Below are 15,008 nucleotides of genomic sequence, written 5' to 3'. Positions count from 1 at the left end.
TAGGCTAAAATTAAAGGGCTGAACTCTTGCCACCAACAGTATTTCGCTTTTTATTGTCAATTTGTGAAATAATTGTACGAAATCGCTCAAAAAACGAAGATAATGGGAATCCCATAACATTAAAAAAGCATCCATTAATGCTCCTTATCCAAACGGTAAAAGGATCTTGGATTCCATAACTTCCAGCTTTATCAAATGGTTTGTAAGTATCAATATATTTGTAGATATCCGAATCATTTATATTTTTAAATGATACGGTTGTTTCTTCATAAAAGTCGCTTGCAACTTTGTGATTAATCGATTGAATTGACACTCCCGTGATGACTGTATGCGTTTTGCCGGAAAGTTTGGAAAGAATTCGGATTGCATCATTTCTGTCAGCTGGCTTTCCGAGGATTTCATCATTCAGGACCACAATGGTATCTGCGCCAATCACTAGCCCATCCGGATGGGTTTTTGCTATGGCAGATGCTTTAGCTGAAGCAAGTCTAACAGCATAATCCATCGGATTTTCCCTTTTGGGTTTTTCTTCTTCAATTTCGGATGGGATCACGGTACATTTGATATCAATCTGATCCAAAAGTTGTTTCCTCCGTGGAGACTCAGATGCTAATATAATGGGAATTTCGGTCATTGAAATTTTACGATTGTTTTAATTTCGGAAACTTTCCGTTCGCCGTTTACTGCAATTATTTCATATAAATAGGATCCATTTGCTATCCGGTGTCCAAATGAGTCCCGCCCATCCCAATCAACAGAGTGATATCCGATTTGAAAATATTTTTCTATAGATTTTATTTTTCGTCCACCGAGAGTATATATATTAATTAATACTTCCGCAGAAGCTGTTATTTCAAATGTGAATTGTGTGGTGGTAGAAAATGGATTCGGGAAATTTAAAACGTGGTAAAGGTTTAGTTGGTCTATATTAGTAAGAGATAGAGATAAATCTGTTTCTGTCGGATTATTGGCATTATCCCACGCTTTAATTTGTATGGATAATTCATTAGAAAATTCAGAAAGATTAAGTTCTGTTGTGCCTGTTTGTATTTGATCAAGATCATAGACGAACCCAGCGGTTATATCTTTGGATGTTTCACTTGTGAGATTCGTCAGAATGATTTCGTGTCCAACCTCACCGGTGAGATTTACGCCAATCGGGTCCGAAATTCTTACAAAAAGTCTATCCTCTTTAACTAAATGATCTCCGGTTCGAATTGCTCGCCTATCTTCAGTTTCAAAGGAAATGATAGGACCGGCATTATCGGTTGATTCTGATCCACCTGCAAATAGAATGTTTTGAAAAAGTCCAAGTGCGCCGGTGCTGGCATCATTATGAGTTAGGTACACGCGTAAAAGTCCGGGATTGTTTGAGTAAGAAATATCTTTTGGAACTCGTAGTGTTCCGGTGAATTGATCATCATTAACCGAAAACTGTCCCCTGAATAATGTTGCGCCCGGAAGAGAATAAGATAGTTCCTGTGTGGTAGATAAAAAATTATATTGTCGCGTTACTGATCGTTCTGCATCTAAAAGTGAAGCAAATCCCGAAGATTTTTTTCCTGTTTGGCCAAGCCATGATCCTGAAAATGTTCCGGTTTCGAGCGTCTTTAAGGTATCTGGTGAAACTGAAGTTACCGAAGCAGTATCCGAGGGAATTGATATTTTCAAAGCGGGATCGCCAAAAAGATGAAATAATTCACCGGATGACCCGCCTGTTTTAACAGATTGCAAAATTGATCCAATAGAATTATCCGTTACATTTCCATTTGGAAATAACGCATTAAATATCGCTACAAGATACGTTTGATTGCTGTAGACTGAAATAGCACGGCTGGTAGTAATAATTGCGGCTGCTCCGTTCATGTCTTGACGAATTAACTCCTCGGAAAACGACTCGGAATCTAATTGATCAAAATGCCCCCAAGAACATGTACCGGCAATCCAGAGCGGTAATTTCATACCCGTATTGATAGATTGCAAATCGCGACTTTGAATTATGAGAGCTTCTTGTGCCCACTGGCTGCTAGATCCGTGACCGATATAATTAATGATTGCAGTTCCATCCTGCAACACATTTAAAAGTGCCTCAGTGGCGTCAGGTTTAGACACTCCATAAGTGGACGCATCACTTACTTCAGGATATTCCAGCATATACAGTTTTTGAACTTCAATACTTTGCGGTACAATGTTATCAAGACTTTCGGAATTGTTGGTATGGCTTTTTCCCGTGGAAATTTCGGGAAGGTCATTTTCAGGACGAGCACCGTCATCTGCAACAAGGGTTACTTTTTGTCGCCAAAGCCCGGAAATTGGATTGGTTTCATATTCAATTACTTTTTCTATATAGTCAGAAACCTCCGATTCCGATTGAGCTGGAAACCGGCCAAGTGAGACTTCCGGAAGTACACCTTTAATGGTGGCAAGGCGATCATCTGTTGCTCGTGCAGAAGAGTTGTATCCGACCTCAATGGTTGGAACTTGGTTTTTTGATTCTCCACTAATATTTCGATAATCAAAATCTGCATCGCCTAACAACAAAACATGGCTTGGTTTGGTCGTCCAATTTTCTTGAGTCCATTGAATAAAAAATCGGATAGCTACCGGATCAGCATTCCCTCCGGAAAATTCTGCATAAATGTCTTCGAGATTCACGTAAATAGAACTGGTTCTATGATTGACTAAATCAGCAGCTTCTTCTGAAAATAAACGAGGTCCAATAATTAAATGATCTGTACCGGAATGTTGAATCCTGAGTGTTTCAAATGGGTTTTCTAATTCCAAATCAAATTCGATGATTTCAGTTATGTCATCCAGATTAACCACCAGAAAACGTTGTGTTGTATCGGAAGGTAGGTCTAAAGAAATTGTTCCTTTTGAATTGTTTGAACCAATTAATAATGGTATTGGCGCTGCTGGATCGGTGATATTCCACACTTGATCTGGAATGCCATCAAATTCGAAAGTGATTTTGTTGCCATCGATTGGCGCAAAAAATTCGTAGGTTTCGGAGGCGGACAATTCTTCCCCATATGAAAGAGTAAAATAATCCATATACGGCTTTGAATTCGAAGAGGATGCTTCATTTTTTAGGAAGAAAGTATTGGTTCCGGAATTCAAGTTATTGATAGGAAATGAACCAGTTTTTGATCCAACTCCAGACCAAGAAAGGGAACCAAGGGAAGATCCTGATGTGGTGCTCTGGTAAAGGCGAATCAAGTGAGATGTATTGGAATTTGATGTGGAAGAAGCTTCTCCGCCGTAAAGGCCAATAGTTGTAGTTGGTGCAACGGATGCATTGGGCGTTCCCAAGGAGAAAACCGTTGAATAGGATGATCCATTGGAAATGGACGGTCCAACCCAAGCCAATCCGGATTCAAAAGGGTTGATAAGATCAACTTCAACGTGTTTAAACATTAATCCGTAGGTCATACTGACGAGTGGAGATGGAACTGTTGTTTGAGCTTCCATTCTTTTCCCTCTTTCTGTTGAATCGTCCGGAATGAAAAGCCAAACCGTATTCCCTGTAAAATAAAGATTGGTATGATAATCTATACTGGACACATTAACATCGAACCCACTCGCGCCTCTTCCGTAAAATATTAGAGTATCGCCTGAATCCAATAAATCGTCATTATTATCACGGAAAGTAATTGCAATTTCTGTCAAATTATCCGGGATGGGACGCTCGGATTGTGTTCCTTGGGTATATGCATTGGTAAGAGAACGTCCATACTGTGCGCTTGAATACATTTTCAAACTTCGCAAATCAAAATCGAGGGGGATTCCGGATAAACCCAAAAGTGTGTTGCCAGTGATATAATATGCATCGTCAGATTGAACCGAGAAACGAATCCAGGTTCCGCTTGAAAATTCTGGTGCGATTCTCTTCCTCGAAATGTTTTGTGGTAAAAACCACGATTGCGCAACATTCCAATTTAGAATTCTGTTAGAGAGAAAATTTTTCTGGGTCGGATTTGCAGTAGTGGTGCGTATGTTTGCGTCCTCAAATTGAATCGAAATCAACATGGATTTATAATATTGTGTTGGATTGTAAACGGGTGAGATTTCTAAGGAAGCTGTATGTAGTCCGCGAAGATTCTGTTTTTGGATCCACCGGACGCCTTGTTTGAATTGATTTTCGGGAATTTTCTGAAATTCTTCCAGTCCATCATTCACAACTTCTAAATTCGGATAACTATCGGTTGGGATTCCCATTAAAACTGAAAATGGTTTTAAATCATCTTCGGTTTGAGGTGAAAAATCAACTCGAAAAACAAGTGCAGATTCGTTGGAGGATATCACGGTAATTTGAGGCGCAGCAGATATGCAAACCAGCGAAATGAAGCTAAGGATTAAAGATCGTTTCATAATTAGGTGAAAATATACTGTATTCATTGGTATTGAAATTGGATAAAGGTAATGACCTGCGTAATTTTTAAGATTGAATTTCATACGGACATCTGCCCTTGAGTGTTCCCGGGCATTAGTTCATAAGGAGAATTACCCACTATGTTTGATTTAGAAATGATTAAAAAAATGATGTCTGAGTTGCCTCAAAAAGTTTTGGATGTTCGTACTACGTTTAATCGCCCGTTAACTCTTTCTGAAAAAATATTATTTTCCCATTTGTGCGAACCGCTCTCGTCCATTCCCGAAAGACAAGGTGATTATCTTTATTTAAATCCAGACCGCGTTGCGATGCAGGATGCTACAGCCCAAATGGCTTTGCTTCAATTTATGTCCGCAGGGAAAAATACCACAGCTGTTCCGTCCACTGTCCACTGCGATCATTTGATTCAAGCTCACGAAGGATCGCTCGAAGATTTGAATAATGCGGAGGTTACCAATAAAGAGGTGTATGATTTTCTGCATTCAGTAAGTAAAAAATTCGGACTCGGATTTTGGAAACCCGGCGCCGGAATTATTCATCAAATAATACTCGAAAATTATGCTTTTCCCGGTGGACTGATGATTGGGACCGATTCCCACACTCCTAACGCTGGAGGGCTCGGAATGCTTGCTATTGGAGTCGGAGGCGCCGATGTTGTAGATGTAATGGCTGGCATGCCTTGGGAACTGCAATGTCCTGGAATTATTGGTGTGCACTTAATTGGAGAATTAAACGGGTGGACATCGCCGAAAGATGTTATTCTTAAACTTGCGGGTATTTTATCTGTGAAGGGCGGAACTGGAAAAATTGTGGAGTACTTTGGTCCGGGAACATCATCTATTAGTTGCACAGGTAAAGGAACGATTACAAATATGGGCGCCGAAATTGGAGCAACTACGTCTGTTTTTCCCTACGATAATCGGATGAATGATTACTTGAATCTTACGGGTAGGAAGAAGCTGGAATCTATATTGAATGAAGTCAAAACCCATTTATGTGCTGATCCTGAAGTCATTGAAAATCCGGAACCGTATTACGATGAAATTATTGAAATAAACCTATCAGAACTCGAACCACACATTGTTGGTCCTTTTACACCGGATTTAGCTCGACCCCTTTCTCAGATGAAAGAAGATATTGTTACAAATGATTATGTGGATGATTTATCCGTAGCGCTTATCGGAAGTTGCACCAATTCTTCGTATGAGGATATTGATCGCTCAGCGAATGTTGCCGGGCAAGCTTTGAAAAAAGGACTGACCGCAAAAACCCATTTTATGATTACTCCCGGTTCAGAATTGGTCCGGGCAACCATTGAACGCGATGGTCAGCTTAAAGTATTAGAGGATTTAGGCGGAACCGTTTTAGCAAATGCCTGCGGACCGTGTATTGGGCAATGGAAGCGGTTGGATAAGGAAGAAGGCGAAGCAAATTCTATCTTATCATCTTTCAATCGGAATTTCGCAAGAAGGAATGACGGAAATTTTGCTACCCAAGCGTTTATCGCAAGTCCAGAAATTGTGACTGCTTTGGCCATCGGTGGAAAACTCAGTTACAATCCGATGACTGATTCCATTCCGAATGAAAATGGTGAAGAAATTTTTCTCGCTCCGCCGATCGGAAAGGAACTTCCTCCAACCGGATTTAGTGAATGTGAATCAGGATTTTCCGCCCCGCCGGAAGATAGGTCGGCTATTAACATTATTGTGAGTCCAGATAGTAAAAGGTTACAGCTTTTAGAACCGTTTGAACCGTGGGACGGAAATGATTTTAAGGATTTTGCCGTGTTGGTAAAAGCCAAAGGGAAATGTACTACAGATCATATTTCACCAGCTGGACCATGGTTGAAATTTCGAGGACATTTAGATAATATATCCGGCAATATGTTCATTGGTGCGGTCAATTCATTTACAGATGAAGTTGGGAAAGGGTTTAATGTTTTAACCGGTGAAACGGGAATGGACTTTAATGAAATTGCGAGGGCTTACAAAGACAATGGAATTGGTTGGGTAGCAGTCGGAGACGAGAATTATGGAGAGGGATCCAGCAGAGAACATGCTGCCATGGAACCACGATTTCTTGGATGTGGATCAATTATCACTAAAAGTTTTGCTCGGATTGCTGAAACGAATCTCAAAAAACAGGGCATTTTACCTCTAACATTTGTTCAAAAATCAAATTATGATTTAATCAAGGAAGAAGACAGATTGGCCATTGGCGATTTAAATAGTTTAGCGCCAGAAAGTAAAATAACAATTATCGCAAAACATAAAGATGGGACAGAAGACATTATTTCTGCCTCTCATACTTTATCGGATATTCAGATTGAATGGTTTAAAGCAGGCTCTGCTCTTAACTTGATTGCATCCCAAGGATAAATAAATGAAAAAAATATTAGTCAGTGATCCCATTGCTCCTGCCGGTCTTTCCATTTTGGAAAAAGCCGGATTTGATGTATTAGATAAAATGAATGCAGATCCATCTGAGCTTGCTGATTCTGTGGGTGAAATTAGCGGTTGGGTAATTCGGAGTGGCACCAAGGTGAATGCAGACATTCTTGAGCAAGCAAAAGACCTCCAAGTTGTAGGCCGCGCTGGCGTTGGTGTGGATAATATAGATATTCCTGCTGCCACGAGAAAAGGTGTAGTCGTTATGAATACACCCGACGTCAATACAGTTTCGGCAGCAGAGCATACGATTGCTGTCATGCTATCTTTATCCCGCAACATTCATTTAGGTCACGCCGGGCTTGCAATGGGTGAATGGAATCGTCATGCACTCGTGGGTTCTGAGCTTAGAGGAAAATCTTTAGGTATTGTAGGCATGGGGAAAATTGGGAGAGAAGTCATGACAAGGTGCCGTTCTTTTGACATGAATGTATTAGGGTTTGATCCATTTTTAAATCCTGAATTATTCAATCCGGAAGAAGTTACCATGATGGATTTGGATTCCCTTTTGAAACAGGCAGATTTTATTACGCTTCATGTTCCATTAACGGATGACACTCGGGATTTGATTGATAGCAATAAATTTACCATGATGAAACCGACTGCCAGAATCATAAATGTAGCTCGAGGGGGCATCATCAATGAAAAAGATCTCGCAGACGCTTTGAATTCGGATAGGATCGCAGGTGCAGCTGTTGATGTATTTACCGAAGAGCCGTTGCCGCAAAACCATCCATTATTGTCAGCGAAAAATATCGTGCTAACACCACATCTTGGCGCATCCACTGAAGAAGCAAAAGAAGGTGTTTCCATTGCTGTTTGTGAGCAAGTAAGAGACTTTTTATTAGAAGGAAAATTGACAGGTGCGTTGAATATGCCGATTTCTGATCCTGCAAAATTAGGAGAAATTCAACCTTTCCTAGATCTTGCGGAATCTATGGGATCCATTCAAAGTCAGCTTGCCGGAGATGTAATTGTATCTGCTCATGTAGAGTGTGCCGGGACGATTGAAGAAGTAAAACCGGTGGTACTTGCATTTCTAAAAGGATTATTAAAATCCAGAACGCCGGAAAGGATAAACTTTATTAATGCAGAAACGCTGGCGATGGAACGCGGAATTAAAATTGAAGAAGGTCGCTCATCTGACAGTGGTGCCTATACGAATTTGGTGAGGACGAAGCTTATTTCTACCGGCGAAAAAAATTGCATTGACGGAAGTGTATTTGATGGAGGTCGTCTCCGGCTTGTGAATATTTTAGGGAATGAAATGGACGTTACTCCTCGAGGGACCATGATTTTTGCAACCAACAAAGATGTCCCCGGCGTGATTGGAAAAGTAGGAACAATGCTTGGAGAAAGTGGAGTGAATATTGGCGCATATTTGTTGGGAAGAAAGAAAACAGACGGGGAAGCATTTGCCGTAATTCGAGTCGATTCAAAATTACCGAAAGATGTTATGAGTAAATTAGAAGGAATTCCTGAAATTGTAAGCATACGCCAGCTATCCTGTTGATGGGGAAAATAGATTCTATTTTATCGGATTGGGAACCGGTCATCGGGTTGGAAGTTCATGTTCAGCTTAATACTCAAACTAAAATGTTTTGCGGATGTTCATTGGTGTACGGTGATGATCCCAATACACATACGTGCCCAACTTGCCTCGGATTGCCTGGTGCATTGCCGGTTGTCAATGAAGAAGCAATCGCTCTTGCGATACGGCTCGGTCTAGCCTTTGGGGGTTCGATTAGAGAAGTTTGTCATTTTTCACGGAAGAATTATTTTTATCCGGATTTAACCAAAGGCTACCAAATTTCCCAATTTGACGAACCTATCATTGAAGGAGGGGCTGTTTCATTTTGGCATGATGGAAAAGAGACTTCTATTAATCTAACTCGAATTCATTTAGAGGAAGATGCCGGAAAATCGATTCATTCAAACGGCACTGATGACACGTTACTGGATTTCAATCGGTGTGGCGCACCTCTAATCGAAATAGTAAGCGAACCAGAAATGAGACATCCATCCGAGGCTAGAGCATATCTTCAGAGAATTCACCAAACTGTCAGGTTTCTAGAAATATCGAATGCCAATATGGAAAAAGGTGAATTACGCTGTGATGCGAACATTTCGTTAAGGAAACGGGGTGAAACGATACTCGGGACCAAAACTGAAATGAAAAATATGAACTCATTCCGTTACGTTGAAAAAGCGCTGTGGTACGAAATTGAACGCCAAGGGGGAGTTTTGAATTCCGGAGGAGACGTTAAACAATGCTCCTTACTTTGGGATGAAAAAAATAATAAAGCAGAAATCATGCGGACCAAAGAAGATGCCCATGACTATCGATATTTCCCTGAACCGGATTTGGTGAAATTGGATTTGACAAACGGGCTGATGAAACGAGTATCTAAAGAATCTTGGGAAGTTCCTTCTTATGCAGAAAAACGTCTTGTGTCGGATGGACTCTCGCATAAAGATGCTACAATTCTTGCCAGTGAAAAACCTATATTAAATTATTATGACAGGGTTCGTTCCGAAGGGATATCCAGCTCGAATGCAGGAAAATGGATCATTGTTGAGGTACTTCGACTTGTAAAAGAAAAACAAAAAGATATTGATCAACTTGGCCTTGACCCTGCTCGCCTCGCGGAATTGATTTTATGTGTGGAAAACGGAACACTAAATGCAGGGACAGCGAAAGAATTGTTGGGGCGAATTGGTAATGATCCCAGATCGTTAGAAGAAATGATTAAAGAAGAGGGACTTTTGCAGGTTTCAGATATGGATGAACTTGGATCTGCTGTTAAATCTGTAATTACAGATAATTCGAATGAATTTGAACGATACCAAAATGGTGAAAAACAATTGTTCGGATTTTTTATGGGCGCAACAATGAAAGCCATGGGAGGGAAGTCTGATCCCAAATTAGTAAAAAAAATCCTCACGGAAAAATTGGGTTGAAACCTGTACAGATAGCAGGAGGAGGAATCTCTGGTTTTTCGGCCGCGCTAAATCTGGCAAAAAATGGAATTGATTCCGTTGTTTTTGAGAAACAAAGTACAATTGGGGGTGCTCGGAACGGAGATTATGAAGGACTAGAAAATTGGATTTTCCCTACTCGGTTTAAACTATTTCAGGAAATAGGGTTGGATTCATTTTCCCTTGATTCTTTTCCGGTTACCGAATTTTTGGTGCATTGTCCACCGAATGATCCTATCAATATATCATCGCGGGAACCATTTTTTTCGATTGTAAGTAGAGGTGCACATTCAAAATCGATTGATCAATGGCTGTATCGGTCGTGCATCAATAATGGCGTAGAAATTAAACTGGGTGAAACGTGCAATTTCGAAAAAGCAGACATAATTGCCACGGGTTCTCGAAAAGCCGCGGCCTATATTCAGGGAGGAAGTTTTAAATCAGATCTTTCTGATCAAGTTCATTTACTGTTGGGTGACAATTTTGCACCCAAAGGGTATGCATATATCATTATCAAAAGGGGAAAAGGAACGCTCGCAACGGCGTATAAAAAACCGAAATCAGGCGCCAAAAATTATATAGAAGAGACGACCGCGTATTTTCAACGCGCCGGAATTTCAATCTCTTTGGATGACATGTTTGCCAGCAGAGGAAGTTTTCAACTTCCGGTCCGAAATCCATTTTCTAAGCAGATTTATATTGGAGAAGCTGGTGGATATCAGGATTGTTTATTTGGATTTGGGATGAAAGTGGGAATGATGTCCGGATGGATGGCGGCATCTTATCTTGCGGGTAATAATCAGTACGCATTTGAATTGAACAAGATGCTTCGCGAAAAATTACGATTTTCGTACATCAACAGAGTGATTTACGAAAGGCTGAACGACTCGATGAAATATGCTTTAACTCTTACGCTTGCAAAATCTGATAATCCGATTCAGCATTTACGCAGTTCGTACGAATGGAATTGGAAACGCTTATTGACATTTACTTCGAGAAGGAAACCGGTTGAAATACATTTTACTTAGAAGTCTTCAAATTTTTTCCATGATACTGATATTATCGGGGTTAGCTATCGGCATTCGGGATAAAAATGTTATGCTTGAGCTGAATGCATTAATCATTGGATCCGGGATCTTTTTCCTTGCTAACAAGTATTTGGGTGGGAGTAAATGATTTTTTTCAGACGAAAGAATCTATTAAATTAAATGAACTAACGGAGTGCATATGTCAAAACTTTGGGACGATCTAAAGAAAAATATGAAAGACTGGGGCGATGCTGCAGTTGAAAAGGCCGAAGAGGTCAGTAAAATTGCCGTTGCTAAAACAGAGGAAATTACTCGGATCAGCAAAATAAAAATTGAGATCCATCAGCTTGGCAGGGAAATATCCCAAGAATATGAAAAACTTGGAAAACTTTCCCATAAGCACGCCCGAAAAGACAATATGGTAAATTTTACCGGCAATACCGAATTCTATCAATTGGTTCAGCGGATTGATGATATCCAAAGTGCGATAGATGATAAAAATGAAGAGATTGAGCGGATCAAAAAAGAATACGATTTAAACGAAGAAGAGATTGCAAAATTTACTCAGGGATCACACGATGATCCTGCGCCAAAAACCGATCGCCCGGCAGAAACTGAATAACGCATCGGTTTGGCAAAATCCCAACAGGGCGGAAAAACAGCCCTTGACCTTTATATCAATGAGATTAAATCGATTGAACCTCTTGATCCAATAGAGGAAGTCAAACTTGCACAACTCTCTAAAAAAGGTGATCAAGATGCGTTCAACAAACTCATTACACATAATCTTAGGTTTGTTGTTGCAGTCGCCAAAAAATTCCAACATCATAGCATTCCATTAGAAGACCTTATTAATGAAGGGAATCTTGGTCTCATAAAAGCAGTCGATAAGTTTGATGAAACCCGGGGATTTAAATTCATTTCGTATGCTGTTTGGTGGATTTCCCAGAGTATTCGCCAAGCAATTTCCAAAACGGGGAGGACCATTCGTTTGCCAACCAATGTTACTGAATCTATGGGAAAGTTGTATAAGCAATCTCTTGAATTAGAAAGTTTGTACGAGCGGGAACCGACATCGGAAGAATTAGCAGAAATCGCCGATACCACAATTCATTGGATAGAAAACCTGCTTCAATCCACAAGCGATCCATTATCTTTAGATGATCCGGTGGGTAACTCCGAAACCACATTAAAGGATTTATTATCCTCGGAAGATCATCGACCGGAAATGCAGACCATGAAGGAATCACTCGAAACAGAAATTAGAAATACAATGAAATCCTTGACAGAACAGGAACAATTTGTATTATTGAGCTACTTTGGTCTTGATGGTACCGAATCAAAAAAACTCGAAGAAATTGGCAGTGATCTATCCTTATCCGGAGAGAGGATTCGCCAAATAAAAGAGCGCGCTCTTCAGCGCCTTCGGCATAATACAAACTCAAAACTTCTTTTATTATATATCTCTTAAAATCATTTGAATCGCATTCAGTAAATTGCGTAAAATACCCTTCTCTTTAATTAGAGCAATTATGATGATGAAGAAATCCAAATCTTATAAGCGTTATACACTTGTGTCGGAATATGATGCAGGCGTTCGGCATTGGTCCTTGAGCGGCCAGCGCTTGTTTGCGCTGTTGTCTGTATCGGTTGTTGTTATAGCATCCGTTCTTTTTCTAAGCGCGGAATTCCTAACCAATACGTTGTACAAAGTACAAGTATCTTCATTGCAAGATGAGTACAAGGATATGGAGAACGATCTTATTGATCTTCAACTGAAAATGGAATCGATCACCGGGAAAGTCACACATATTGAGGAAAAAGACAAAGCGTTGCGTACATACGCCGGTCTTCCTGAAATTGACGAAGACGTACGAAAGGTTGGCATTGGGGGAGTTCGGTTATCTACTGCTAATATAGCAGATGATCATAGAAAGAAATTAGAATCCAAAATTTCGTCTCTTCAAACGGATCTTGATCAACTTTCAAGAAAAATAAAACTTGAGCTCAAAAGCTACGTGGATATCTATGATCGAGTCACTCAAAATTCTAATCATTTAAGTTCTGTACCATCCATTTCTCCTGTGACAGACGGCTATTTAAATTCCAGATTTGGATATCGCAAAGATCCCTTTACGGGAAAATCCCGGTTTCACTATGGCCAGGATTTTGCCGTGAATACCGGAACGCCGATTTACGCTCCGGCTGATGGTGTGGTGAAATTTTCCGGTAGAGAGGGCGGATTTGGGAAAGTGATTAAACTTGATCACGGTATGGGTTATAGAACCATTTATGCGCATCTGTCAAAAATATCTGTTAAGAGGGGACAGAAAATTGACCGTGGACAACTTATCGGAAAATCCGGCAATTCAGGACGGTCTGATGGACCGCATTTGCATTATGAAATTCACCGGAACGGTCAGGCGCAAAACCCGTTGAATTATATTTTCACCGGTTACTTAAAGTAACCGGAATTTTTCTTTTCTCTGAGATGATCATCCCGGAGACTCATGAATAAATCTTATTTCATAGAAACGTTTGGTTGCCAAATGAATGTGGCAGACAGCGAGCTTATTTCCGGGTTGCTAGAGAAAGAGGGATTTACGTCCACAAAGCACATAGAAGATGCAGATGCGGTATTTGTAAATACCTGTGCCATTCGGGAACATGCGGAAGAAAAGGTACACTCGCAGCTTGGGCGTTATTACAAACTGAAGCAGGAAAAACCCGGCATGCTTATTGGAGTGCTTGGTTGTATGGCTCAGCATTTGAAAGATTATATTTTGGAATCACGACCGTATGTGGATCTTGTACTCGGACCAGATTCCTATCGGAAACTTCCGGGATTAATCCGAAGCAGAATGGAACCCTCTCATTCTAGAGTGGATACACAATTATCCCGATTAGAAGTGTACGATGGACTGTTTCCCAGCAGGAAAGAGGGTATTAATGCGTGGATTTCCATTATGCGCGGATGTGATAAATTTTGCACGTTTTGTATCGTTCCTTTTACTCGTGGCCGAGAGCGAAGTCGCAGCATTGAAAGTATTGTAACTGAAATGAAAAAAGCCGTACAGGATGGATTTCCGGAAGTGACACTTCTTGGTCAAAATGTGAATTCATATCTTCATGAAGGAGAAGGATTTGCTGATCTTTTAGATGCAGCAGCAAACGTGGATGGAATCCGCCGAATTCGGTACACCTCACCACATCCTCAGGATATGACGCAAAATGTTCTGGATGTGATGGCTTCTCATGATGCCATCTGCAATTATGTCCATCTTCCGCTTCAAGCAGGATCAAACCGAATTTTGAAACGAATGAATAGAACCTACACGCGAGAGCATTTTCTTGCTTTAGTTGACACCATTCGAGGAACGCTCCCAAGTGTTGGAATCTCTACCGATATTATTGTTGGTTTCCCCGGAGAGACGCAAGCCGAATTTGAAAAAACAGTCGAAGTGATGCGTGCAGTTAAATTTGATTCGGCATATACATTCAAATATTCTTCGCGTTCCGGGACCAAAGCGGCGGAGTATACAGATCATATCTCGGCAGATGTTATGCAGGATAGATTGGCAGAAGTTATCGACATACAAAAGCAGCATACTTTTGAACGAAATTTTGATCAGGTTGGAAAAGTGGAACAGGTTTTGGTGGAGAAAGGAAGTAAACGGTCAAGTACAAAATGGGCAGGTAGAACCGATTCAAATAAATGGGTTATTTTTAACCGTGGGAATGCTAAAATTAAGGACATGGTTCCGGTAGAGATATTGGAAGCTAAGGGCATAACACTTCATGGTAAACTTTTGAAAGCAAAGGTGGCAGCATAATGAAACTTGTAAGAATATTTGCATCTCTGATATTGGTATTAGCGCTGGTATATTTTCTCACCGAAAATGCTGGAGACGAATCTAGGGTGTACGTCAATCTATTATTTGCGGAATATGTTGATGCACCTGTGTCTATGATTATGCTAGGCGCTCTAGCCATAGGAATCTTGATAGGCTACGGCGTTGGTATAACATCCATTTTATCTGCCAAAGCGGATATTAGATCCCTGCGCACCAAAAACCGCCGTCTATCGGATGAACTCAATGATCTACGGAATGTTGCTATTGATGAAGGCATTTACGACTCTGAGGATGAGGATATTTAAGA

At 40.5% G+C, this 15,008-nt stretch carries 11 protein-coding genes; 9 read left to right on the top strand and 2 right to left on the bottom strand.

Features of this window, described 5'->3' with window-relative positions; all coding sequences use genetic code 11:
* Positions 1-10: 10 nt before the first annotated feature.
* Together maf and porU are read right to left on the bottom strand one after the other, a co-directional pair.
* Entirely contained in the window at positions 11-634 is a 624-nt protein-coding gene (gene maf, locus HOD97_06550) for a septum formation protein Maf (protein ID MBT4281255.1), read from the bottom strand.
* Positions 631-4,455, bottom strand: a complete 3,825-nt coding sequence (gene porU / locus HOD97_06545) for a type IX secretion system sortase PorU (GenBank protein ID MBT4281254.1) — start codon at positions 4,453-4,455, stop codon at positions 631-633. Before porU ends, maf begins: the two co-directional genes overlap by 4 nt.
* Positions 4,456-4,512: 57 nt before the next feature.
* Between porU and HOD97_06540 the strand changes: the two genes are divergently transcribed.
* From HOD97_06540 to HOD97_06500, 9 genes are all read left to right on the top strand, one after another.
* Positions 4,513-6,771: an aconitate hydratase gene (locus HOD97_06540; GenBank protein MBT4281253.1), complete on the top strand. Its 2,259-nt coding sequence runs from the start codon at positions 4,513-4,515 to the stop codon at positions 6,769-6,771.
* A gap of 4 nt (positions 6,772-6,775) precedes the next feature.
* Positions 6,776-8,353 carry a phosphoglycerate dehydrogenase gene (locus HOD97_06535; GenBank protein ID MBT4281252.1) on the top strand — a complete coding sequence of 526 codons (1,578 nt, stop codon included), beginning with the start codon at positions 6,776-6,778 and terminating at the stop codon, positions 8,351-8,353.
* On the top strand, positions 8,353-9,801 hold the full coding sequence (gene gatB / locus HOD97_06530) for an Asp-tRNA(Asn)/Glu-tRNA(Gln) amidotransferase subunit GatB (GenBank protein MBT4281251.1): 1,449 nt from the start codon (positions 8,353-8,355) through the stop codon (positions 9,799-9,801). The genes HOD97_06535 and gatB overlap by 1 nt, the downstream gene beginning before the upstream one ends.
* On the top strand, positions 9,798-10,847 hold the full coding sequence (locus tag HOD97_06525) for an NAD(P)-binding protein (GenBank protein ID MBT4281250.1): 1,050 nt from the start codon (positions 9,798-9,800) through the stop codon (positions 10,845-10,847). Before gatB ends, HOD97_06525 begins: the two co-directional genes overlap by 4 nt.
* Positions 10,848-11,046: 199 nt before the next feature.
* A complete protein-coding gene (locus HOD97_06520) occupies positions 11,047-11,469 on the top strand; it encodes a hypothetical protein (GenBank protein MBT4281249.1) in 423 nt (140 codons plus the stop codon).
* A 3-nt stretch (positions 11,470-11,472) separates the two neighbouring features.
* The gene (locus HOD97_06515; protein MBT4281248.1) at positions 11,473-12,318 is read left to right on the top strand and encodes a sigma-70 family RNA polymerase sigma factor; all 846 of its coding nucleotides are present in this window, start codon (positions 11,473-11,475) and stop codon (positions 12,316-12,318) included.
* 25 nt (positions 12,319-12,343) lie between these two features.
* A complete protein-coding gene (locus HOD97_06510; GenBank protein MBT4281247.1) occupies positions 12,344-13,315 on the top strand; it encodes a M23 family metallopeptidase in 972 nt (323 codons plus the stop codon).
* Between the two features lie 42 nt (positions 13,316-13,357).
* Positions 13,358-14,680, top strand: coding sequence for a tRNA (N6-isopentenyl adenosine(37)-C2)-methylthiotransferase MiaB (gene miaB / locus HOD97_06505; GenBank protein ID MBT4281246.1), 1,323 nt, complete (start codon positions 13,358-13,360; stop codon positions 14,678-14,680).
* On the top strand, positions 14,680-15,006 hold the full coding sequence (locus HOD97_06500; GenBank protein MBT4281245.1) for a LapA family protein: 327 nt from the start codon (positions 14,680-14,682) through the stop codon (positions 15,004-15,006). Before miaB ends, HOD97_06500 begins: the two co-directional genes overlap by 1 nt.
* Positions 15,007-15,008: the final 2 nt, after the last annotated feature.

This window comes from Candidatus Neomarinimicrobiota bacterium (genome assembly GCA_018651745.1).
GTDB lineage: Bacteria > Fidelibacterota > Marinisomatia > Marinisomatales > TCS55 > JAAZYX01.
The sequence above is the reverse complement of the archived record's forward strand: the minus strand, read 5'-3'. Positions and strand labels throughout refer to the sequence as shown.

Bases quoted from the DNA above. Each gene is read 5' to 3' on its own strand.
- miaB (MBT4281246.1), top strand. From the start codon at position 13,358: ATGAATAAATCTTATTTCATAGAAACGTTTGGTTGCCAAATGAATGTG.
- HOD97_06500 (MBT4281245.1), top strand. From the start codon at position 14,680: ATGAAACTTGTAAGAATATTTGCATCTCTGATATTGGTATTAGCGCTG.
- HOD97_06520 (MBT4281249.1), top strand. From the start codon at position 11,047: ATGTCAAAACTTTGGGACGATCTAAAGAAAAATATGAAAGACTGGGGC.
- HOD97_06535 (MBT4281252.1), top strand. From the start codon at position 6,776: ATGAAAAAAATATTAGTCAGTGATCCCATTGCTCCTGCCGGTCTTTCC.
- maf (MBT4281255.1), bottom strand. From the start codon at position 634: ATGACCGAAATTCCCATTATATTAGCATCTGAGTCTCCACGGAGGAAA.
- gatB (MBT4281251.1), top strand. From the start codon at position 8,353: ATGGGGAAAATAGATTCTATTTTATCGGATTGGGAACCGGTCATCGGG.
- HOD97_06540 (MBT4281253.1), top strand. From the start codon at position 4,513: ATGTTTGATTTAGAAATGATTAAAAAAATGATGTCTGAGTTGCCTCAA.
- porU (MBT4281254.1), bottom strand. From the start codon at position 4,455: ATGAAATTCAATCTTAAAAATTACGCAGGTCATTACCTTTATCCAATT.